11 protein-coding genes and 1 pseudogene are annotated in these 24,561 nt (G+C 60.3%); 11 read left to right on the forward strand and 1 reads right to left on the reverse strand.

The window, feature by feature from the left end; all coding sequences use genetic code 11:
• Positions 1-218 precede the first annotated feature (218 nt).
• The 3 genes from glpA to glpC are packed head-to-tail and all read left to right on the forward strand — an operon-like array spanning position 219 to position 4,401.
• Positions 219-1,892 (forward strand): anaerobic glycerol-3-phosphate dehydrogenase subunit A, encoded by a 1,674-nt coding sequence (glpA, locus tag ACTG19_RS03025; RefSeq protein ID WP_421252236.1) that lies wholly within the window; start codon positions 219-221, stop codon positions 1,890-1,892.
• A complete protein-coding gene (gene glpB, locus ACTG19_RS03030; protein WP_421209282.1) occupies positions 1,882-3,147 on the forward strand; it encodes a glycerol-3-phosphate dehydrogenase subunit GlpB in 1,266 nt (421 codons plus the stop codon). Before glpA ends, glpB begins: the two co-directional genes overlap by 11 nt.
• A 51-nt stretch (positions 3,148-3,198) precedes the next feature.
• Positions 3,199-4,401, forward strand: a complete 1,203-nt coding sequence (gene glpC / locus ACTG19_RS03035; protein ID WP_236294136.1) for an anaerobic glycerol-3-phosphate dehydrogenase subunit GlpC — start codon at positions 3,199-3,201, stop codon at positions 4,399-4,401.
• Positions 4,402-4,501: 100 nt separating this feature from the next.
• On the opposite strand, the pseudogene ACTG19_RS03040 reads toward glpC, so the two are convergent.
• A pseudogene (locus tag ACTG19_RS03040) lies at positions 4,502-15,186 on the reverse strand (retention module-containing protein).
• Positions 15,187-15,912: 726 nt separating this feature from the next.
• On the opposite strand from ACTG19_RS03040, the gene nrfA reads away from it, so the two are divergent.
• The 8 genes from nrfA (at position 15,913) to ACTG19_RS03080 (ending at position 24,516) form a co-directional block, all read left to right on the forward strand.
• Complete coding sequence (nrfA, locus tag ACTG19_RS03045) at positions 15,913-17,349, forward strand: ammonia-forming nitrite reductase cytochrome c552 subunit (protein WP_439988718.1); 1,437 nt, start codon at positions 15,913-15,915, stop codon at positions 17,347-17,349.
• A 53-nt stretch (positions 17,350-17,402) separates the two neighbouring features.
• The gene (nrfB, locus tag ACTG19_RS03050; RefSeq protein ID WP_439988719.1) at positions 17,403-18,002 is read left to right on the forward strand and encodes a cytochrome c nitrite reductase pentaheme subunit; all 600 of its coding nucleotides are present in this window, start codon (positions 17,403-17,405) and stop codon (positions 18,000-18,002) included.
• Positions 17,999-18,679: a cytochrome c nitrite reductase Fe-S protein gene (gene nrfC, locus ACTG19_RS03055; protein ID WP_439988720.1), complete on the forward strand. Its 681-nt coding sequence runs from the start codon at positions 17,999-18,001 to the stop codon at positions 18,677-18,679. The genes nrfB and nrfC overlap by 4 nt, the downstream gene beginning before the upstream one ends.
• A gap of 87 nt (positions 18,680-18,766) precedes the next feature.
• Entirely contained in the window at positions 18,767-19,720 is a 954-nt protein-coding gene (gene nrfD, locus ACTG19_RS03060) for a cytochrome c nitrite reductase subunit NrfD (RefSeq protein WP_139746703.1), read from the forward strand.
• Between the two features lie 318 nt (positions 19,721-20,038).
• A complete protein-coding gene (nrfE, locus tag ACTG19_RS03065) occupies positions 20,039-22,006 on the forward strand; it encodes a heme lyase NrfEFG subunit NrfE (RefSeq protein WP_439988721.1) in 1,968 nt (655 codons plus the stop codon).
• On the forward strand, positions 22,003-22,593 hold the full coding sequence (locus ACTG19_RS03070) for a DsbE family thiol:disulfide interchange protein (RefSeq protein ID WP_439988722.1): 591 nt from the start codon (positions 22,003-22,005) through the stop codon (positions 22,591-22,593). Before nrfE ends, ACTG19_RS03070 begins: the two co-directional genes overlap by 4 nt.
• A complete protein-coding gene (nrfF, locus tag ACTG19_RS03075; RefSeq protein WP_439988723.1) occupies positions 22,590-23,795 on the forward strand; it encodes a heme lyase NrfEFG subunit NrfF in 1,206 nt (401 codons plus the stop codon). Before ACTG19_RS03070 ends, nrfF begins: the two co-directional genes overlap by 4 nt.
• 91 nt (positions 23,796-23,886) lie before the next feature.
• Positions 23,887-24,516: a DUF2268 domain-containing putative Zn-dependent protease gene (locus ACTG19_RS03080; protein ID WP_416245645.1), complete on the forward strand. Its 630-nt coding sequence runs from the start codon at positions 23,887-23,889 to the stop codon at positions 24,514-24,516.
• Positions 24,517-24,561: the final 45 nt, after the last annotated feature.

Consider the following 24,561-nt stretch of genomic DNA (forward strand, 5'->3'; position numbering starts at 1 on the left):
TCAAACAGTGACAAGGGGCATCCGATGCCCCTTTTTTGTGTCTGCCATTCGCCACCAGCCCATCAACCGATGCGATAACAAGCGTGACAAATGTCACATAATGCTCATTAACGCGCGAGCAAATGAGCGTTTGCGAGCGCAAATTTGGCCCATATCAAACATTTTCACTCAGAAGTAGGCCACACTGGCCTCATCTGGAAGAGATGAGACGGGCAACAATGAAAAGAATAACTACACAAGTCGTCATCATAGGCGGCGGTGCCACAGGGGCCGGCATCATGCGCGATTGCGCACTGCGCGGCATCGACTGCATCCTGCTCGAGCGCGATGATATCGCCGCCGGCACCACCGGCCGCAACCACGGCCTGCTCCACTCCGGTGCCCGCTACGCGGTGACGGATCAGGAGTCCGCCCGCGAATGCATCCAGGAAAACCGCATCCTCAAGCGGATTGCCAGCCACTGTGTCGAGGACACGGGCGGCCTCTTCCTCACCCTGCCGGAAGATGACATCAATTTCCAAACCACCTTTATGGATGCCTGCGCCCTGGCCGGTATCGAAACCCGCCAGCTCGATCCCGGTGAAGCCCTGCGCATGGAGCCCAACGCCAACCCGGCGATGATCGGCGCCATCCATGTACCGGATGGTACGGTCGATCCGTTCCGCCTCGCTGCAGCCAACGTGCTGGACGCCAAAGAACATGGCGCCCGCATCTTCACCCACTGCAAGGTGCTGGGACTCTTGCGCACACAAGATCGGGTGCACGGGGTCAAGGCGATCAATACCCGCACCGGCGAAGCGTTCGAGGTGGAGTGTCAGGAGGTGATCAACGCCGCCGGCATCTGGGGCCAGCAAATTTGCGAATACGCCGATCTCGGCATCCGCATGTTCCCGGCCAAGGGCTCCCTGCTCATCATGGATTACCGCATCAACCAGCTGGTGCTCAACCGTGCTCGCAAACCGGCGGATGCGGACATTCTGGTGCCGGGCGACACCATCTCCCTCATCGGCACCACCTCCAGCCGCATCGATTACAACAAGATTGACCAGCTCACCGTCGAACCCGAAGAGGTCGAAGTGTTGCTGCGCGAAGGTATCAAGCTTGCTCCCATCATGGCCCGCACCCGTCTGCTGCGCGCCTACGCCGGCGTTCGCCCGCTGGTGGCGGTGGACGGTGACGACACCGGCCGCAACATCAGTCGCGGTATCGTGCTGCTGGATCACGCCGAGCGCGATGGTCTCAAGGGGTTCAACACCATCACCGGCGGCAAGCTGATGACCTACCGCCTGATGGCGGAGTGGGCCACCGATCTGCTGGCCAAGAAACTCGGTAACAACAAACCCTGCCAGACCGCCGAGCTGAGCCTGCCTGGCTCGCGGGATCCGGAGAAGGTCTCCGCTCCCGGTCTCTCGGTGCCGGTCGAAGGCTCCGCCCAATACCGCCACGGCGAGCGGGTCATCGCCTTCTTCCGTGACAATCCCAAGGCCAACGCCCTGATCTGCGAGTGCGAAATGGTCACCGCAGGTGAAATCGAATACGCCCTGCGCGAGCTGGATGTGGACAACCTCATCGATCTGCGCCGCCGCACCCGTCTGGGCATGGGCCCCTGTCAGGGCGAGCTCTGCGCCTACCGCGCCGCCGGTCTGATGCAGGAGTACGGCAAGGCCGATGGCCGTCAGGCCTGCGTCATGCTGCGCCAGTTCCTTGAGGAGCGTTACAAGGGAACCCGCCCCGTTCTGTGGGGCGATGCCCTGCGCGAGGCCGAGTTCACCTACTGGATCTACGAAGGGCTGTTTGGCCTGGGGGAATGGACGGCGCCACAGCTGGTCGCCGATACCCCACGCGACCCAACCAGCGAGACCACTCACAAGGAGAGCCGTCATGAAGTTTGACAATATCGTTATCGGCGGTGGCATGGCGGGACTCTCGGCCGCCCTGCGGCTAGTAGAGGCGGGCCAGAAGACCCTGCTGATGGCCTCCGGCCAGAGTGCCCTGCACTTCTCCTCCGGCTCGGTCGATCTGCTCGAAAGCGAGGGAGATCCCCGCGCCGCCCTGCCCGCCTTTATGGCTGCCCATCCGGATCACCCCTACAGCAAAGTCGGAATGCAAAATATCGAGGCAAGTCTGGCCGATCTGCAGCGCCACTGCGCCGAACAGGGATTGCCGCTGGTTCGCCACGAGACCAATCACCAGCGCCTGACCCCCATCGGTACCCTCAAGCGCACCTGGCTCTCCCCCGATACCTGCGCCTGTGTCACCGATGCACCGATCCCGGATGTACTGCTGCTGGCCACCCTCGAGGGCTTTCGCGACTTTCATCCGGCACTGGCTGCCGCCAATCTGGCGACCCATCCGCGTTTTGCCCACTGCCGCATTCTGACCGGCGAAATCCGCCTGCCCCAGCTGGCAGAATTCAGCCGCAATCCCCACGAGTTTCGCTCAGCCGATATCGCGCGCCTGTGTGACAAGCACCATCTGGTGGCCGATCTGGCCCGCGAGATCAGCCGCATGGTGCAGGAGAGCGGTGTACCCGGTTGCCGCCATATCGTGCTGCCCGCCTGTCTTTCGCTGGGGCTGGTAGGCCCGCGTCTGACGGAGCTGGAGCAGCGTACCGGCTGCACCATCAAGGAGGTGGCCACCATGCCGCCGTCTCTGATCGGAATGAGAATGCAGGAGGCGCTCAAGCGCCGCTTTATGGCCCTTGGTGGCACCTTCCTCACCAGCGAGCGGGTGCTGGGCGCCCGTTACGACGGTGACCGGGTGGTCGGCGTACATACCCAGAATGGCGATGATCAGCTGTTTGAAGCGGACAACTTCGTGCTCGCCTCCGGCAGCTTCTTCAGCCGTGGGCTGGAGTCCCGTCTGCGCGGCATTCGCGAGCCCATCTTCGATGCCGATGTGCTGAGTCTGGAGGAACGCGATGCCTGGGCCGGTCGCCGCCTGTTCGATCACCACCCCTTTATGGGCTTCGGGGTCAAGACCGACGACAAGCTCAGAGTGCTGCGTGGCGGCAAGCCGCTCACCAACCTCTATGGCGCGGGCAGTGTCTTGGCCCATTACGACCCAATTCGTGAAGGTTCCGGCTCCGGCGTTGCCGTTGCCACCGGCTGGCAGGCTGCCGGCCATATTCTGGGCGCGGCCCAATGATTACTACGTCCCATATCCCGTGTCTTCATCATCGCCGGGAGGAGAACTGACATGCTACTGGATCATGCCAACCAAACTTTCGATCAGTGCATCAAATGCACTGTCTGTACCGCCTACTGCCCGGTGGCCAAGGCCAACCCCGCCTACCCCGGCCCGAAACAGGCGGGCCCGGATGGCGAGCGGCTGCGCATCAAGAGCCCCGAGCTGTTCGATAGCGCCCTCAAGCACTGCACCAACTGCAAACGCTGCGAAGTAGCCTGCCCGAGCGGAGTGCGCATCGGCGACATCATCGCCAAGGCCAAGCATCAGTACAGCGGTTTCAAACCGGGGATCCGCGAGTTCGTGCTCTCCCACACCGATCTGATGGGCAGCATGTCTACCCTGATGGCGCCGGTGGTCAACTTCACCACCGGCCTCAAGCCGATGAAGCTGGTGCTGGACAAGGCGCTGGGGGTCTCATCCCACCGCGATCTGCCCAAATACTCCCAAGGCACCTTCCGCGGCTGGTACAAAAAGCAGAAAGAGACTCAGGCCAGCTTTGCGCGGCAGATCGCCTACTTCCACGGCTGCTATGTCAACTACAACCACCCGCAGCTTGGCAAGGAGCTGGTACAGGTGCTCAACGCCATGAACATCGGTGTGCAGTTGCTTGAGCGGGAGAAGTGCTGCGGCGTGCCGCTGATTGCCAACGGCTTCATGGACAAGGCCAAGCAACAGGCGGCCTTCAACATCAAGCAGATGGAAAACTCCCTGCTGGGCAACGAGATGCCGCTCTTGGCCACCTCCTCCACCTGCGGCTTTACCCTGCGCGATGAATATCCCCACCTGCTGGAGCAGGACAACCACAAGGTGCGGGATCGCATCTCGCTGGTGACCCGCTTCCTGTGGAACGAGTTCTACAAGGGCAACAAACCGGCGATGAAGCCGCTCAATCTGCACATCGCCTACCACACCCCCTGCCACATGGAAAAAATGGGGGGCGTCATCTACACCCTCGAATTGCTGCGCGCCATTCCCGGGGTCAAGGTGACGGTGCTGGAGTCCCAGTGCTGCGGTATCGCCGGCACCTACGGCTTCAAGTCGGAGAACTACCAGACCAGCCAGACCATCGGTGAGGGGCTGTTTGATCAAATCAACCGCCTCTCCCCCGATCTGGTGATCACCGACTGCGAGACCTGCAAATGGCAGATCGAGATGAGCACCAGCTTCCGCTGTGAGCATCCGATCCACCTGCTGGCACAGGCGTTGGCCTGACTACTCCGGCCCTTGCGGCCGTATAAAAAAACAATCCACGCAGAGATAAACAAAGAGCCGGCAATTGCCGGCTCTTCTTTTTTACGCTTCACGCTCGCTATCAGGGGTGCTGGATGATCAGGCTATGTTGATCTTCCAGCATGCTCTGCAGGATATCGTGGGACGAGGTGCTGGTGAGATTCCAGCTGGTCAGGTCCACATCCTTCAGGGTGATCTGTTGGGTTATCTGGCCATCACCAGCGGGTGAAACCGAGAGATTCACATCGCTCAGGCCATTGCTCCCCGTGGTCACCGAGGCAGAGAGATGCTTGAGCAGATCATCGACACCATTGCCAGTGACCCCTTGCAGCATGTCAGCCAGATCGATCTTGTCCCCTTGCTCCGGATGGAAGTCGGTGATGGTATCGATGGCGGGCAGCCCCAGACTCCCCTCGTCCCCGTGCTGCCAGACGAAGAGATCGCTGCCAGCCCCGCCGGTGAGGATGTCGTTGCCATGCCCCCCCAATAGACGGTCATCGCCGGAGGAACCAAACAGCCAATCCCCCTGATCGGAACCGACCAGCTCATTACCACTCTGGCCGTGCACCGTAATGGTCTCAAGGGGCGTGCTGACGGTTGAGCCGCCGACACTCGACTCGGCACTGATCCCCAGCACATGGTCACCGTCGCCAAAACCGCTGAAGTAGAGCGGAACCGAGTGATCGGCCGGGATCAGCCAGTCGCCATTGCCATCGGCATGACCAACGATCTGACCATGCTCGTCCTGCACCTGCGCCCCATCCAGACCGCTGATGCGGATGGAGAGCTCACCGGTTGCCGGATTGACCACGCTGGCATTGATGCCAAGGGGGATAACGGCCCCCTGCAAGGCATGGAACGCATGCTGATCCACCGTCAGACCCGGCATATCCGGCTCGGGAGTGACAGTGATGGTCACCTGATCGGTGTCGCTCAGCGGGCCACCCGTACCAGTGTTGCCCTGATCGGAGGTAGTGACGGTAAGGGTATCCTCTCCCCAGAAATCTTTGGCCGGTTCATAGTGCAGGTTGCTTGCCAGCAACTGGTTGAGATCAGCCAGCGACCCCACCAGGGTGATCTCGCTGGTACCCGCCCCCTGCACCATCACGGCGCCGGTTGCGCCCAGCAAGGTCAGCACACCATGCTCGACCCGCAGCACCATGGAGACAGGCGCACTGCCTGCATCCACATCCTTCACGCTGACACCGGAGAGCGACAGGGAGCCATCTTCCTTCACCGTCATGCTGCCAGGCAGCTGATTGACCGGGGCATCGTTGACCGGCTGCACTTCGATGGGCAGCACATCGGTATCGCTGAGTGCCCCGCCACTACCCGTGTTCCCCTGATCGTTGGTGACCATGGTCAGGGCGTCATTGCCGTAGAAATCACTGTTGCCCTGATATGTGACCCCACCAGATAGCAAGGCATTGAGATCGGCCAGCGTGCCGGTCAGCACCAGCGAACCGGTGCCGTTGCCGACCACCGTCACGCCGCTGCCAGCAGGCAGCGTCAGGGTGCCATGCTCCACCGACAGGGTGATCTTGATGGGGCTGTTGCCCGCATCCACATCTTTCACCTGCAAACCGTGGATGACGAAAGGCTGATCTTCCTGCGCGACCTGAGGGGTCGTTGGCAATACGTTGATTGGCGCATCGTTGACCGGGCTTACATCCACATGGATGGTGCCATTGACCTCGGGGCCAAGGGCGCCGTTGTCGAGGCTCTGGGCGGTGATCTTGAGATCCAGTGCACCGTTGGCATCATTGGTCACCAGCTCGACCGTACCCAGCTTGCCGCCCTCGGTAGTGACCTGCCAGCGACCGCCACCCAGATCAACAACCGTCCCCGCCACGCCATTTGGCAAGCGGATCTCGGCACCATCAGGCACCCCTTCGATAGTGACCCGCACCTGCTCGGGCTTGTTCTCATGCACATTACCCGCACTGCCGCCGGTTGGCTGGGTATCCCGGGTCTCCAGCCCCAGATCCAGAGTAATCACATCCCCTTCGGTACCGCTCGCCTGACCCTGAATGTCGGCGATAAGGGCATCCCCCACCGGATTGACGGTGACGGTAAAGCTGCCACTGGTTTCGAGCGGGATGGTGAGCCCCTTGTCCAAGGTAAAGGCGCTGAGTGACAGATCCACGGTGCCGCTGAAATCAGCTGGCGGGATCAGGGTCAGCTTGGAGAAATCGGTCCCCACCGGGATCTGCCAGACGCCGCCACCATTGTTGACCGCCGGAGCCGACAGGGTGAAGCCATCCGGTACCCCCTTGATCTGCAGCGCGACGATCTGCTCCGAGCCATCGTTATCGATTAGGGTTGCGCCAAATCCGGCAAGGTTGACCGTGCCATCCTCGCTCCCCGTGACGCTGTGCACCGAGAGCTGGGCCCGATCGTTGACCGGTCTCACCTCAAAGCCGACCTGCCCGCTCCAGCTGCCGCTGTCGGTCACCTGTTGGCCACCGACCAGCGCGGTATCGACAATATCGACCTTGATGTCGAGCGGCACCTGACCGCTGAAGTGCTCTTTGGGCACAAACACCAGATCTTTAAGCGCTGCCACATCGTTGACCACCAATGTGGTCAGTGGCTGGTCGCCGACTAGGAAATAGCCAAACTTGGGATCGACTCTAATGGTCACCGCCTTCACCGTCTCGACACCTCCGTCAGCCTCGCTCGGGCTGATATCAGCCAGTTTCACCGAGAGATCGAGGTGGATCTTGCTATCTTCCAGATTGTCCGGCTGCCCGTCCTGGTTGGTGTCCTGCACGGTCAGTGTCAGTTCCGGATGCTCGCCACGACCACCATTCACATCGACCACGGGGGTCACATCGACCCTAACCGTGCTGCTGTCGACTTTGATGTCGCCACTGGCGGTATCGGTATTCACCACCTTCACCTCGATATTGAGCGAACCGGCAAAGTCCTGTGGCAAGCCAAGGGTCAACCCTTCCAGGCCCGCCAGTGACGGTGGCACCTTGATGACGTATTCACCAGTCGAGATGTTGTGCTCGGCGCCGCTGATGGTCGCACCTGCCGGCAGCCCCTTGAGGACGATAGTCACCTCGTCGCTGCCCTGATCGGCCACGCCGATATGGATCACCTTCTTGAGCTGCTGTCCAAAGTCAACCCGGATATCCTCCTTGCCCACCAGCACGGCGTTGTCATCGATGTCGACAGTCGCCGCCGGAGTCTTGGGCGTCACTGGCGTGTTCTCAAATTCGGCACTGGTTTTCAGGCTCACTTTGACGTGGGCACTGGCATCGCCATCATCGCCCCGGTCGATCACTATGGCATCGATGCGGATCGGTTCGACCTTGCCGACAACCCCGTCCGGCGCATGCAACTTGAAGCTGCCGAGATTGCCCGCCGGCACGATCCAGCTGCCGTTACCGTTGTTGATACCGCCAATCACCACAAACTGATCGCCTGCGCCACCGTTCAACACCGGCAGGTTAATCACCAGATAGTCGATCTCCTCCACGCTCGAGGGATCGAGGTCGGTAAAGAGGAAACGCCCTGCCAGATCGATATCGGCACCGCCCTGACCTACCAGCGGGCCGCCGGTCTCTGCACCAGCTTGCCATCGGACTCCACCACGGCCTGGATATCGACATGCAGATTGCCATCGATCACCTTCTCGGCCACGGCTCCCGAATCCACATCGTGCTGGGTCACGGTGACATGGCTCTGGATATTGGTATCCCGATCGCTATCCTCCGGCGCCTTCACCAGCAGTTGTCCCCCGTTGAGCAGGCTGTCGAGCTGGGTGGCGGTCAGGGTGACCTTGCCACTGACCACGGTCAGCTGGCTCTCGACACTGCCGACTCGCAGCCAGATCTGGTAGCCATCTTCCACCCCGGAGAGACTCAGCGCCGTGACTTTCTCGGCGCCGTCAGTAAGGGTCGGATGCCAGTCCAGCACGGTGAACTGATCTTCCAGGCCATGACTGGTCTTGCTGTAGTCGGTGGCGTCAATCTCCGGTTCCACCTTGATATGCAGCGGCACATCGAAGCTCTTGTGGTCGCCATCGTTCTCGGTCACCACCACCTTGGCGATCAGGTTCAAATCCGCCGTGCTGTTATGGGGCGGCTGAATAAGCAGGTTGCCAAAATCGGAGACATTGACCTGATAGGTTGGCTTGCCGCTGGCATCGAGTCCGGCAAAAGTTAGAGTCAGCTCCTTGCCATTGGCATCAAAGACCCGGGCCCCTTCCGGCAGCCCTTGCAACACCACGTTGAGGCTCTCGGAAGTGTCGTGCGGGGTATCGACCCACTCGCCCGAGGTGAGGATAAAGTTGAGCGGCGCCCGCCCATCTTCGCCCACTGTGGTGGCATAGCCTGTCCCCTCTACCTCCCAGCCGGTATTGCCAAGCTCGAAATGGGGCTGATCCACCACCCCCACCAGATCCACATGAATGGTCTGGGAGCCCGTCTCCTTTTCGTTCACCACGGTATGGGTCTGGCCGTTGGCATCGGTCAGGGTGGCACTGTCTTTGACCACGCCCTTGATGGTCAGATCGAAATCGACGTTGCTGTTTTTGGGCGGCAGCAGCCTGAGCTCATTGATGCGCTCCAAGGGCACCTCGTAATACCCGGCAGCATTCTGGCTGACGGCAATGCCCCCGAGCAGCAGCGTCGCCCCGGCGGGCAGGCCGCTGATGCGCACAAAGAGCTGCTCGGAGCCATCGGTGGTGTCACCCAGGTGGGCGAGGGCAATCTTGCTGCCCAGATCGAGCAAGGTATCCTCTTTGCCCTGAATATCGCGCACGGTGAGTTTGGCGTCATCCGCCTGCGGAGTGACGTTGATCACCAGATCAATTTTGTCTCCCTGCGCCGTGCCCTGACCCTGAGCGATAGGGTTCTTCTCGGTGCTGATCGGCGTCACCGACAGCTTGATATCACCACTGAAATCCTCGCCCGGAACCACAGTCACCTTGTTGATGTTGCCTGCCGAAACGGTGTAGATGCCATTGCTATTTGGCTTGAGCTCGACACCGTCGAGCATCAGGGTTCCCTTGCCCGCTTCCAGCTTGATCTGATAGGTCAACGTCTCGGATCTGTCGGTATCAGTCAGGCTCGCCTTGACGTCCAGCTTGATACCCGTGCTGTCTTCATTGGTGTCATAGTGGCGAGTGGTGTTGGCTGTGTCCCACATCGGCTTGTCGGCCACGCCGCGCACCGTCACAGCCAGATCGCCCGTTACAGCCGCAGGTGCCGCCCCTTCGGTGACACCGACCTGCAGTTGCACCTGGAAGTGCAGCGGCTGACCGCCATTGCTCCAGCTCGACCAGTTGCTTGAAGGCACAAAGGTCACCCCCTGAGTGGTGTAGTGAACATTATCACTGGTCACCATGGCCGCTGGCGGCACGATAAACCACTTGCCATCAGCCGTGGTGGTGAGGGTAACGCCGTTGTAATAGAAGGTGCCATGGGCATTGGCAGGCGCCTGGATAAGCAACTGATCCACATGCTCACCGCGATCGAAATCGCCAATATCGAGCTGCATGTTGATAGGGATACCCTGCCTCGGGTCTTGCGCCCCCTGATCTTCGTTACCAATGGCTGCGCTAACGGTAAAGCGCACCGCTTCATCCTGCAGATTGAGGGTCAGTGTGCTGTCCGCACGATCGTCATCGCCATCGACCAGATGGGCTGTCACCACCTGACTGAGCTGACTTGCGTCGTGATTGAAACCGGCCGCAGGCTTGAAGGAGTAGGAGCCATCGGCAGAGATGGTCAGGGTTCCCATCACCTGCTTGCCATCGGGGCTCATCACATCTTGTATCAAAGAGCCATTGATGGCGTACGTCTGGCCATTGATGGTGATCGACTCGACACGGGCACCATCCGCACCTTCATTGGCGGTAGGCAGCAGATCGCCGGTCACGGTACTGCTCCCCTCGCTCAGGGTATGAGCCAGCACAGTGCCGATAGGCATGTCATCCTGCACCGTCACGGTCACGCTGACGTTCGGACTGCGATCGCCATCATGATCGGTGACAAACAGCGGCACTTCGATGGTCAACTCATCCTTGCCCTGTGCACCGTGATCAAGCTGGCCTACCAGATGGACGCTGTAACTGCCGTTAACATCGAGGTGGACCCAGAAAACGGGTTTGCCCCCCTCGGCCGTAGCCAGATACCAGCCGGTGCTGTGTGCAGCCAGCGTAACCGCTTTGCCACCCGACGTGAGATGATTGGCCTGATTGAATGCAGCCACATCCAGCTCAAGGGAGGCAACCCGATCCGAACCGGCTGTGATGGTCACCTTGCCACTATCGGTTTCTCCACTCTCTGCTGGTGTGGTCCCCGGATGCTGACCGTTCACTGCATCGAGATCAGACTCCTCGACCCGAACCGGTTCAATGGCGGATATGATCGGGTTGATGCCATCAGTCACCGTGACAGTGGCGGTGCCCTGATTTTTGCTGCCGTCGCTGTCGGTGACTTCGACCGGCAGATTCAGCTCCAGCTTGTTGTCTGCCCCGTGATCCAGGTTGGTATGCACCGTTACCTGATAACCGATCTCTGCGCTGGTGTGAGCGGCGATGGTGGCGGGCACTGTGGGGATGGAGACCGTCATCACTACCAGACCACCACTGGTCACCGCCTGGAAGGTGTGACCATCGGTGCCAACCGCTTTCCAGGTCAGGGTTTCGCCGTTATGGGTGATGGGCTTGCCGCTGGCATCCATGACCTGACCGGAGAGGGTCAGTCGTACATCGGTCACCGGATCCGAGTCAGCCTTGATGGTGATCTTGCCGCTCGCCTGCTGGTCATCAGTGGTCGAGTTGGCGCCATCGAAACGCCCTTCGCTTAAGGTGACGCCAGTCAGGGTGAGGGTTGGTTTCTCCCCTTCCCCAATCTGGATATTGAGGGTGCCGCTGGTGCTGTCGTTGTTGCCGCCCGCCTTGTCGTAGTCGTTGACGATCACCTTGATGGGCAGCTCGGTCACGGCGTTAGAGCCCTGATGAAGCCCCTGATAGAGGGTGACCTGATAGTCAAACCCGTTTTTGCCCGCCTGATCCAGGCTGCCAACCAGCTTGACCTCGAACACTTCGACCCGCAGGCCATCCACCATCACATAGCCCTTGAGCAGCTGGCTGCCCGGGATCAGCGGGTCACCATCCACCAGCTCGTACTGCACCGGTTTACCCAATGCGGTCAGCGCAGGTTGTTCGCTGCCATCGGCAAACACCACTTCGACCACCCGATCCGACCCTGCTTGCACATCGAAGTGACCGGTTTGACTCAGGCTGTTGCTGCCGGTGAGGTTCCCCTCATCCAGGGTTACACCGGTGCCCGGGATAAAGCTCGGCGCCTTGCCGTCCACGATGGTGAGCGGCAACGTGGTACCAATGCGATCGCCATCCTTGTCGGCCAGGGTGACGGCCAGCGGCAGGTTGAGGGATTCACTCCCCTTGTGATCCAGCTCGCCGCTCAGGGTGACCTTGGCGGTGACGCTCCAGTTGCCGTTGTTATCGACCAGGCTCAACTCGGCGCGCAGCACCACCTGGCCACCGGCGGTTCCGACCAGCTGGCCATTGGCATCGAGGGAAAAAGTGATCGGGTTGCCGTGACTGGTGAGTCCGGTCAGGGTTCTCTGAATGGTGGCGATATCAAAGCCGAGGGAGTTAGGGTCAAGGGCATCACTGCCGTGCGCGACCAAGAAACTCATGGTGCTGACGGCAGCCGTCTCCCCTTGCGCCATCTCGGTAATAGTGGTGCCAGTCACGGCGGAGATGGTCGGATTGGCACCATCCCCCACCGCCACAGTGATGGTTGATGAGACCTTGTCACCATCGCTGTCGAGCAGGGTAAAGCCCGCCTTGAGCAGGCTGTCGGCACTGCCCTGATCCAGCGGTTGATGGAGGGTAAAGCTGTATTTGCCATCGTTGCCGAGGGTCAGCTCAAACACCAGCTTGCCATCTGGGGTACGCCCCTCAATAAGATGGTCAGCCACCGTGATAGTCACGGCCTGCTTGCCAGAGGTGAACCCTTGCAGCCCCGGCTGTTTGGCATCGAAAGTGATGCTGGCCAGCGGATCGCTGCCCGCTGTGATAGTCAGATCGCCGTTAAGGGTCTGGCCCTGCTGCCAGTTGCTATCTTCGGTGAGCGTGAGGGAGACAGGATTAACCTGCGGCAAGGCACCGTCGGTAATGGTGATATTGAGGGTGCCGAGGTTGCTCTTGTCGCCGTCAAAATCTGAGCCCTGTACCTTCAGGTCAAGGTTGAGGCTGTTGGTCGCTTCCGGCTCGTCAAACACCCCGGTCAGGGAGACACTGTATTTGCCATCCAGCCCGATGGTCACGGTGAGGATTGCCTTGTCCTGCCAATCCTTGACGATCAGCCGGTTGTCCTGAACCTCGTAACTCGTCGCCTTGCCCTGGCTGGTGAGCCCCGCCAACGCAGGTTGGCTGGCCTCAAAGTGGAGGGAGACCAGACGATCGCTGCCCACCGTCACCGGCAGCTGACCATCGATGCTCTGGTTGCCCCCCTCTTGCAGGGCGACCCCCTTGTCGACGCCCAATACGGGATCACTGCCATCATTGACGGTCAGGGTCAGGTTGGCGCTGGTGCTGTCGCCATCGATCTCGTTGGCGCTCACCTGCAAGCCGAGGGAGAGGCTGTCACTGCCCTTGTGATCCAGCGGGCCGGTGAGGGTGACCTCCACCCGACCAACCAGATCGCTGCCCTGCTGCTCCGCCTTCAGCTCGGCACGCAGTACCTCCACTTGTTTGCCACTGCCATCCAGGTAGTAACCCACCAGGGTGCGAACATTGGCAAACTCAAAGGTCAGCGGATGGCCATCGCTGGCAAGACCCGATCCGTTGAGGGTAGTCAGGGTGCTGCTCTGATTGCTGAACACCAACGAATCCACCAGCAGAGGATCGACACCGTGTTTGACCACAAAGCTGCTCTCGCCCACTACGGCTGCGCCGTTGGTAAAGGCATCTTCAGTCAGAGGAATGGCCGGGATCTCGAAGCTGGGCGGATTGCTGTCCACCAGATTGATCACCAGCGGCGCCTTCACCAGATCGCCGTCGCTATCGCGATATTCGAGGTTAAACGGCAGGCGCAACGCGTCCTGACCGTGATCCAGGCTCTGACTCCAGACGATGCGGTAACTGCCGTCATTGTTGAGGGTCAGGGTGAAGACAGTCGCCCCACCGGCACTGGCGGTCAGGGACTGACCGTTGATGATGTAGCCAAGGGGCGCGCCATGGCTGACGAGCCCCAGCCCTTCCAAGGCACTCTGATCAGCGGCGAACTGGACTTGCAGATTGCCATCCTGGCCAGCACCGGTATTTAGGCTGCCGGTCGCGGTGATCGGGCCATCGGCCAATCCGGCTTCGGAGAGCGTCAGGGTCTCGCTCTGACCGATCAGCGGCGCCCCATCGCTGGCACTGTTGCCCGCCAGATCGGTGACACTGGCACGCACTTCAAAGGATTGCTTGATCCCGGAGAGATCAAGACCTGATACCTGCCAGCGGCCATCGGCCCCGACCTGTGCCGAGGTGGTCAACAGCAGTTGGCCATTGCTGTCGACCAGAGTGATGATGACACTCTGACCCGCCTCCACATTGCTGGTGGAGCCGCTCAGGGTGGCGCTGCTGTTGCCAAACAGGGCTGCGGAATCGAGATCATCGATATCGATAAAGGCCTGGGTATCGACATTGATAACGAGGGTATCGCTGGCGCGGTTGCCAGCAATATCCACGGAATTGACCTGAAACTGGTACTGGCCATCGGCCAGGGTCTGCGGCAGCTGATATTGCCAGTTACCGGCGGCATCCACCGTCAGGACGGTGAGCACGCTGCCGCCAAGGCTCAGGGTTACGGTGGCGCCGGGCTCCCCCTTCCCTTGCAGCAGCGGGGTATTGTCGCGGGTCAGATCATCAGTCTGGCTGGCGCCGGTGTCGCTCTCATCGGCGAGATCGAGGGTAATGGTGGTGATGGTATCGAGCAGAGTCTGTCCGGTATCGCTGGCGTTGTTGCCCGCCTGATCCAGGGTATTGGCCACAATCTGCAACGGGCCATCCACCAGCTTGCCGGTCACATCGCCAAAATTGGCTTCCCACACCAGGCCGGGCAGCACCACTGTCGTCACCGTCAGTGAATTTCCCGCCTGATCGATAAGAGTCACAGTGACTGGCTGGCCTACCTCCACATCATCCACCACACCACGAATGATGACGCCAGCCGCTTCATCGGCGTTGATAATGTTGTCGCTGGTTTGGGGCTCGGTGATGGTGATGGCAGCAAAGAAATCGCGCTCTTCGGAAAACAGCAGCTCATCGCCAACAGGTTGCACCGCATGGTCGGTATCAAAACCGGCCTCGGCCAGGGTGGCGTCATTGGTACGATCGACCACCACAAATCCACCCGAGCTGGAACCGGCTACACCACCGATATTATCGGCGGCGGCTGCGTTACCGGCGGCGGTCTCCTGGAACAATTCGGTCGGGTCAATACCCTGACGGATCGCCTCTTGCAACGAGGCCAGTTCCGGATCGGCCGGTTGCCCATCAGCAGCAGGTGTGGCGGGCTCAGGTTTGGCGGCCATATCTTGCTCACCAGCAGGCTCACTGCCCGGCTCGGCTAGTTGAAAGTGGCCCCCTTGGGCAGCTTGCAGGCGATCCCCCGGCTGCAATGCCATCCCCACTTTTGCTCGTCTGACAGATCCATCTGCACTGATGACAAACACGGAGCCCTCGAGTTGGGTGATCACCGTGGACTTTTCAATTTGCAACTCTGCCATACAACCTCCAGCAAAACCTTAACCACCAACATCAGTACCTACAGGGTACTTGTCTGTTCAATAATCATACCGCACCAGACTAAGTGGGTCTTTTCGCTATTTTCGACAATGATTGCCATAAAATGGCCATAACTTACAAGATTGTGCATCTAACAGGCCTTTTTAAATGAAATGAGATTTGGATGACCCCAATCGCATCACCTTTATTAACAGGTCTATCAGACTCCATGTGACTATTTCTGTCGTTTGACGATAAATCCACTGCAGCTTCAATAAATGGATCATAATCCGAAGGTCAAAAGCTCATACAACAACACCGAAAATTTGCATATTGAGTCAATTATTAGCATAAGTCATTGCCAAAATCTGTGAACAATACGGCAGCAATCAGGATCAGCAGCAAAAAGTGCCAGTATGTAACTGTACCGTTCAAACTCCTGCCATCGAATGCTCGGCAGTTAACAAGAAGTTGAGTTTCCATAAAATTTAATCCAGATCTCATTTCAGCGATCAATCCTGTGCACCAATTGATCTGGCACAACTCTCCCTCCGATAAATCATCATTAAATTTACCTATTTGTTAGGGTAACCCTCGAGCAATCATATATTGCGCGGTTTTATTCACCCGCAAGCGAATGTCTGCCCACCCCGCCCGACGGGGGGAAGATCCACACCAAGATGGAACGGGTCAGACGAGACCAAAACATTTATCTGGGAGTGATAAACGTGGGTTCACAACACAGGCATATCAAACTGGGCCTCGCCACCCTGCTGCTGACTACCAGCCTTGGCACCAGCGGCTGGGCACTGGCTGATGACGCAACCACCAATGGCAAGATAGAGGCGCGCAGCGAGCTGTTCGCCAAGGATCACGCCGATCAGTTCACCAGCTGGCAAGCCACCAGCGAAAGCAAGGAGCGCACCGACGCGCTGGCGGAAGATCCCAACATGGTGGTGCTCTGGGCCGGCTACCCCTTCGCCAAGGATTACAACAAACCGCGCGGCCACTTCTATGCCCTGACCGACGTGCGGGAAACCCTGCGTACTGGCGCCCCCAAGACCGCCGAAGATGGCCCCCTGCCGATGGCCTGCTGGAGCTGCAAAGGCCCGGATGTGGCCCGCATCATCGACGAGAAGGGTGAGGATGGCTACTTCAAGGGGATGTGGGCAAAAGGCGGGCCGGAAGTAGTCAACACCATCGGCTGCGCCGACTGCCACGACACCGTCTCGAAGGAGTTCAAGGAGGGTAAACCTGCCCTGCACCTCTCCCGTCCCTATGCCGATCGGGCCATGACCGCCATCGGCAAGCCGTTCAAGGAGCAGGGGCGCTTTGATCAGCAGTCCCAAGTGTGCGGCCAGTGCCACGTGGAGTATTACTTCAGCGGCCCCACCAAGGCGGTCAAATTCCCCTGGGACAAGGGCACCACTGTGGAGCAGATGGAGGCCTATTACGATGAAATCGGCTTTGCCGACTGGACCCATGCCCTCTCCAAAACCCCCATGCTGAAAGCCCAGCATCCCGAGTACGAAACCTGGCGCGCCGGCATTCACGGCCAGAACAACGTCGCCTGTGTCGACTGCCACATGCCCAAGGTGCAGAACGAGCAGGGCAAGATCTACACCGATCACAAGGTGGGCAACCCCTTCGATCGCTTCGAGCAGACCTGCCGCAACTGCCACACCCAGAGCAAGGAGATGCTGCAAGGGATTGTCAAACAGCGCAAAGAAGCGGTGATTGAGACCAAGCTGAAGGTCGAAAAGCAGCTGGTACACGCCCACTTTGAAGCCAAGGCGGCCTGGGATGCCGGCGCCACCGAGGCAGAGATGAAGGATATTCTGCAGGACATCCGTCACGCCCAGTGGCGCTGGGACTACGCCATCGCCTCCCACGGGGTGCAGATGCACGCCCCCGAAGTGGCCCTCAAGGTACTTGGCAGCGCGCTGGATAAAGCCGCTGACGCCCGCACCAAGCTGGCGCGCCTGTTGGCCAGCAAGGGGATCAGCCACGAGATCGCCATCCCCGACATCTCTACCAAGGAGAAAGCGCAAGCCGCCCTTGGCATGGATATGAAGCAGTTCAACAGCGACAAGGCCCAGTTCCTCAAGACCACGGTCCCCGCCTGGGATGCCGAGGCCAAAGCGGCCGGACGGCTGGCACAGTAACGGCGCCTGCGGGCCCGGCGCCAAGTCGGGACCGCAGCGGATGGAGGCTTCCTATGGGTGATTTAACGATGGATTTTTTACGACTGATGCTGATGGCAGCCATGCTGCTCACCAGCCTGCAGGGTCAGGCGGCCGAGCCGGCAGCTGCCCCTGTTCCAGCTACACATGAGGTGGAATTTTTACGCAATCCCGACAAGGCCTGCACCGACTGTCACAAGGAGCAGAGCGAGGGAATGCACGGCAAGCATGGTCAGGCGACCAATCCCAACAACCTCAAGCCGGTGACCTGCACCAACTGCCACGGCCAGCCCTCCCCCCAGCACCGGGAAGGGGTCAAGGATGTGATGCGCTTCAGCCACAGCCTGAAGGATAAAGAGAGCATCAAGCTTTATCCCATCAGCGAGCAGAATGGAGTCTGCATGAGCTGCCACGAGCCCAAAGTGCTTCGCGAGGCGCTCTGGGCCCACGATGTGCACGCCACCAAGTTCACCTGCACCAGCTGCCACCAGTTGCATCCGGCCAAGGAGCCCATGGTGGGGATCCCGGAAAAATCCCGCATCAAGCTCTGCGTCGACTGCCACAGCAAGCAGCATGAGGCCAGCAAGGCCCGGCAGGAGCAGTCCAAACCGGCTACCGGCAAGGAGGCATCATGAGCTGCTCTCGCCGTGACTTTATGGCGGGCATGGGCGCAGGGGCCCTTATCATGATGACGGGGCCGACTCGTTCCCTTGCTACTCCCCTAACTCACAGCCAGATCATCGACGGGATACGCTATGGCATGATCCACGACGAGACGGCCTGCATCGGCTGCACCGCCTGCATGGATGCCTGCCGGGAGGTGAATCAGGTGCCACAGGGGGTCTCGCGCCTCGAGATCATCCGTTCAGGCCCAGTCGGTGAATTTCCCGATGCCGAGTACCGCTTCTTTCGCAAATCTTGCCAGCACTGCGACAACGCCCCCTGTGTGCATGTCTGCCCCACCGGCGCCTCCCATATCCGCAAGGAGGATGGCATCGTCGATGTCGACGCGGATCTCTGCGTCGGCTGCATGTATTGCCTCGCCGCCTGCCCCTATCAGGTGCGCTTTATCAACCCTGTGACCCGAGTGGCGGACAAATGCGACTTTTGCCGCAAGACCAACCTCGCGGCGGGCAAGGAGCCGGCCTGCGTGGAATCCTGCCCCACCAAGGCGCTGGTGTTCGGCAATCTGGATGACCCGGACAGCCCCATCGCCAAACGGCTGGTGAAGGAGACCACCTATCGCTACAAGCAGGCGCTCGGCACCTCGCCCAAGATGTACCGCGTGCCCAAAGGGGAGATAACGTCATGACCATGCAAGCGGCATTTCACTACCCTTCCCTTGTCTGGGAATTTGTCCGATCGCCATCTACCGCAGTAACAGAGGGAGGAATGGATCATGTTGCATGACGCATTTCACTTCCCTTCACTTGTCTGGGACTGGCCCATCGCTATCTATCTCTTTCTGCTCGGCATCTCCGCCGGGGCCACCACCCTCTCGGTGCTGCTGCGCCGCAAGGGGGCCGGCAGCGAGAGCGGCATCATCAAGGCAACCGCCATTCTGGCGCCAGCGAGCGTGATATTGGGGCTGCTCATCCTTATCTTCCATCTGGCCCGCCCCTGGACCTTCTGGAAGCTGATGTTCCACTACCAGTTCGACTCCGTGATGTCGATGGGGGTCATGCTGTTCCAGCTCTATATGGTGGTGCTGTTCGCCTGGCTGGCTGTGGTGTTTCGCACCGAGATCGAGACAATGCGCTGCCGGTTGCTGAAAGAGAAGTTCGCTTTTGTGGATGGGCTGATTGGCTGGCTTGCCCGCATCGAGCGGCTGCTGGCGCCGCTGTTGCTGCTGCTCGCCGTGCTGCTGGGGGCCTACACAGGCTTTCTGCTCTCGGCGCTCAAGACCTATCCGCTCTTGAACAACCCGGTGCTGCCGGTGCTGTTTCTGGTCTCGGGCATCAGCTCCGGCATCGCCTCCACCATCTTGCTGGCGGTGACGATCTTCAAGGAGAACCATCACAGTCAGGGGGTGAGCTTTGTGCATCGCTTCGAGCGGCCCGTGCTGGCGGTGGAGGTGTTGCTGCTGGTCTGCTTCTTTACCGGCCTCTACTTTGGTGGCGGTCAGAAAGAGGTGGCCATGTGGGCCGCCATCGGCAGCGGCTTCTGGGCTCAGGTGTTCTGGCTCGGGGTGGTAGGCATCGGCATGCTGCTGCCCCAGTTGCTGGCTCTGCTGGCCCCGGCGCCCCTGCGGGAGCGCAACGGCCATCTGGTGCTGGTCTGCAGCCTGACTCTGGTGGGGATCCTGCTGCTGCGCTACTTCGTGCTTTATGCCGGCCAGATGACGGTAGTTTAAAAACCGGTTCACGCTCCTGTTGCGAGGCCGTGATCAAGGCTCATGTGCTGCTCGGAATCCTCATGTATTCACATACATTGCGGTTCCTGCGCTGCTCTTTACCTTGCTGACGACCTCTCACGACGGATCGTGAACCGGTTATTGAAAGCTGGGGATAAGCACCAGCCGCCCTTCGGTTGACTGGCGCTGGTTTGTTGCTGGCCCAATGAATTTCTGGTGATGCCACACCCGTTGCTTGGCAATGTTCCCCGCCAAAGCGAGACGACGCTACGTGTGTGCCATGACATGAATGAGATCAAAGATTGAACCGGAGGTTATGTGCTGGCGGAGCTCGGCTATCTCTCACTGTTGCTGGCGACCGGGCTCGCCCTGCTGCAAGGGCTGCTGCCCTGGCTGGGATTGCGGCTCGCCTCACGTCCGCTGCTGGGCTGCGCAAAGCCGCTGGCCCTCCTGGTCGCGCTCCTGTTGTTGGCCGCCCTGCTGCTGCTCGCCAGCTGTTTTGCCCAGGATGATTTCACCGTCAGCTATGTAGCCCAGCACGCCAACAGCGCCCTGCCTCTTGGCTTCAAGCTAGCGGCCGTGTGGGGCGGCCACGAGGGCTCCATGCTGCTCTTCGTCTTTGCGCTGGGGCTGTGGGGCGCTCTGGTGGCCCTTTGCTCCAAGCGGGTCGATCCGCTGATCCGCACCCGGGTATTGGCCATCATGGGGCTGATCGTCGGGCTGTTTTGCCTCTATACCCTGATCTTCTCCAGCCCGTTTGACCGCCAGTTTCCGGGACCGCTGGAGGGGCGCGATCTCAACCCCATGCTGCAGGATATCGGCCTTATCATCCACCCGCCCCTGCTCTATCTCGGTTACGTCGGCTTTGCGGTCAACTTCGCCTTCGCCATGGCGGCGCTGCATTCGGGCAGGCTCGATGGCGCAGTAGCCCACTGGAGTCGCCCCTGGGCGCTCGGCTCCTGGGTCTTTCTCACCGCCGGCATCGTGCTGGGCTCCTGGTGGGCCTATTACGAGCTCGGCTGGGGTGGCTGGTGGTTCTGGGATCCGGTAGAAAACGCCTCCCTCTTGCCCTGGCTGCTGGGCACTGCCCTGCTGCACGCCCTGATTGTCTGCGAGAAGCGCGGCGCTTACGGCCACGCCGTACTGCTGCTCTCCATCTTTACCTTTGCCTTGAGCCTGCTCGGCACCTTTGTGGTGCGCTCCGGGGTGCTCACCTCGGTGCACGCCTTTGCGGTGGACCCCAGCCGCGGCCTCACCCTCTTGTTGCTGCTCGGCTTGCTATTGACCAGCGCCCTCACCCTGTTTGCCCTGCGGGCGGACATTCGCGCCCCCTATGCCCGCTTTGGCTTGCTGTCAAAGGAGGGGCTGCTCGGCGCTGCTATCCTGCTGCTCTGCGTGGCCTGCGCCAGCGTGCTGCTCGGCACCTTCTACCCCATGGTGTTCCAGTCGCTTCATCTGGGCTCGCTCTCGGTGGGGGCCCCCTATTTCAATGCCATCTTCGTGCCGCTGGCCCTCTGCCTGATGGGGCTGATGACCCAGCTGCCGCGCCTGCGCTGGCAGCAGCTTGCGGCACATTCCCGACTCAACGCTCTGTTGCCGCCGCTGTTTGGACTGCTTGGCGGCGGGCTGCTTAGCCTTGCCTATCTGGAACAGGGATCGTTTTCCGGTAGCTGGATTGGCATCCTCGCCAATATGGTGAGCCTCTGGCTGATGGCCAGTCTGTTGCTCCCGCTCTTGCAACCGACGTCGTTGCGCGAGCTCACCCTCAATCGGCTCGGCAGCCTGCTGGCCCACCTTGGGGTGGCGGTGTGCGCCCTTGGCATCGCGCAGGTGAGTGACCACAGTCAGGAGGGGGGCACTGTGCTTGGTGCCAACCAACCCTACCAACTCGGCGCGTTCGAGTTTCGCTATGAGGGGCGCGAGCCGGTGATCGGCCCCAACTATACCGCCGAGCGGATCACGCTTAGCGTGCACAAGAACGGTAAAGAGGTGGCGCGGCTGACGCCGGAGCGGCGCCATTACAGCGTTCGCACCATGAACATGAACGAACCCGGCATCGCGTGGGGAATGTTCGGCGATCTCTACGTGGTACTGGGTGAGAAGATGGGACCAGATGCCTATGCCATGCGGCTGCACTACAAGCCGCTGGTGCGCTGGATCTGGTTCGGCGGCCTGTTGATGATGGCGGGCGGCACCCTGCGCCTGCTCGCCCGTCGCCCCTTGCTTGCCTCTCGTTCCGTTGCGGTTCGCACCTCCCATCAACGGCTCGAACAGGAGGCGTTATGAGATCCCGCCTGCGTCTCTTTCTTCCCCTGCTCCTTACTCTGGGGCTCGGCACTCTGCTCTGGCTCGGCCTTGGCAACAATCCATATAGCCAAGATGAAGCGACGCTCGGGCGTACCCTGCCTGCGTGGCAGAGCGACAATCTGCTGGACGGGAGTCCGATCCAGACCGCCAGCCTCAAGGGCGAACCCTTTGTCCTTAACGTCTGGGCCAGCTGGTGCGCCAACTGCCGCGCCGAGCATCCGCTGCTCAGCGAGCTCGCGGGCACAGTGCCCCTCTACGGTCTCAACTACCGGGACAAGGGGGATGCCGCCCGCGCCTGGCTTATCCAGGCGGGCAACCCCTATCGCGCCGTACTGGCCGACCCTGACGGCAAACTGGCTCTTGAGCTCGGCGTCTACGGCACGCCAGAGACCTATCTGTTTGATGCCGATGGTGCCCTGCTAGCCCGCCATACCGGCGAGCTTACCAAAGGGATCTGGCAACGTCAGTTTGCTCCCCTGCTCGACCAGGCGCGAACGGACGCGCAGATAAAGGCCGCCACAACGGCACCAGCTATTGCAATATCAGCTCGGGAGACACAGCCATGATGTGCCGTTCTCTTGCCTGCGCCCTGCTGGCCCTCGCCATGCTGCTGAGTGCAACTGCATATTCCAGCGGGATCGATACCTATCAGTTTCGCCACCCCGAGCTGCAAAATCGGGCGCAAGAGCTGGCCCGCGCCCTGCGCTGCCCCCAGTGCCAGAACCAGAATCTGGTGGAGTCCAACTCCCCCATCGCGCGGGATCTGCGGCTAGAGGTCTACCGCTGGGTGGACGAGGGGCAGTCTGATGAGCAGGTGATCGCCCGCATGACGGAGCGCTTCGGCGATTTCGTCCGCTACAATCCCCCCTTAAAGAGCAGCACGGCGCTGCTGTGGGGCGGTCCCCTGCTGCTGTTGGGGCTGGCGCTGTTGACCCTGTTTCGCCGCCTCACGCGCACAAAAGTACAAGCCATCCCTGTCGTTAGAGCAATGATTGAACCCATTCATCAACCTGCGGCCGATCCCCGCAGCAAATTGAATTGGCTGATCATGCACGGGGAGCAGGCAGGCCTCGCCCCCGACCAACCACTCTACAGGGAGCTGAGCGCCGCCCGCCTGGCCAACGCCATCCCGGCGGCTGAGCTGGCCCTGCGCGCGCAACTGGCCAGCCAGCGTGACAATCGCGGCCGCAATAACCAGCACGGGCGGGCCTTGTTGCTGCTTGGCATCATGGCCATCGCGGCCGTTGCCGCTGTGTATTTCAGCAGCGGCCGCTATCAGGCATGGCAGGATTATGCATCCCGTCCCGATCCGCTGGCGGGGTTGAGCCCGCGGGATCTGCAGGACAAGGAGCTGGGGAGTCTGCATCAGAAGCTTCAACGCAGCCCCGCCGATCTCGACAGCTGGGCGGCGCTCGGCCAGCTTTATCTCTATCGGGGTGAATATGACAACGCCCTGCTCGCCTATAAGCGTATTGCCCTGCTGGAGGGGGGCGCCAGTGCAGCGACCCAGGCCGCCCAAGCCACTGTACTCTACTATCAGGCGGGCCAGCAGCTGACTCCCGAGGCAACCCGCCTGCTGGAGAGTGCCCTCAAGCAGGACGCGGGGGAAGTGAGCGCCCTGATGCTGCTCGCCTCCGATCACTTCCTGCATGGCCGCTACAGCCAGGCCATTGCGCTGTGGCAGCAACTGCTCGATGGCGAGCGCCCTCGCATCAACCGGGCCGCGCTGATTGAGGCGATCCAGACGGCAAGCATAATGGGCGGGTAACACCTTGATTGAAGGAGGGTAATCGTGGTGATATGGCGCCGCGACCACGCAAGTGGCTCAGCACTCTCTTTCAATAGACAAGGATGTCTGGATGCAACTCACCCTGTTAAACGACTCGGGCAAATTCGATGGACTCGATGACACCATTAGGCACGTTTTTGCCGAGACGGCGCACAAATTGAATGCCTTGTTCGATCTCCCCCAACTGGATGTCACCTTCAGCCCTTTTGCCGAGGGGGATGCGCCCGACTCGGGTATCGGTGGCTGGGCCATCAACATGTATCGAATAGAACTCCAGCTTGATCTGGAACGGCCCGACATCAAAGAGGTGATCATCACCGAATTGCCTGCCGTGCTAGCCCACGAAGTCCACCATATCGTGCAAAAGAAGAACAAGGTGGAAGCAGAAACACTGGCCGAAAACCTGATTTTTGAAGGGCTGGCCTGCTACTTTGAGCAGAGGTTCAATGGTGGCACACTCCCCTCGCTGTTCAAGGAGTCTCATCATCATGACTGGCAATCGCTCCTGGCAGAGATGACGCCCCATCTATCCAGCAAGCAGTTCAACTTTTTAGACTTTTTCTACTGCCGTGATAACCGGCCATTTCCCAAATATGCCGGTTACTGGGTGGGGTTCAATCTGGTGGCCAACTATCTGGCCAAAAATGGCCTGAATGAAATAGAGGTCATGGGCCTACCCGCCGAGGCGTATTTCAATTAACACGCCTTCACACTGTTCGTGGCTATCACAGAGCCCAAATCCGGA

Origin of the sequence: Aeromonas sp. 3P, from assembly GCF_051919745.1 — a bacterium.
Taxonomy (GTDB): domain Bacteria; phylum Pseudomonadota; class Gammaproteobacteria; order Enterobacterales; family Aeromonadaceae; genus Aeromonas; species Aeromonas veronii.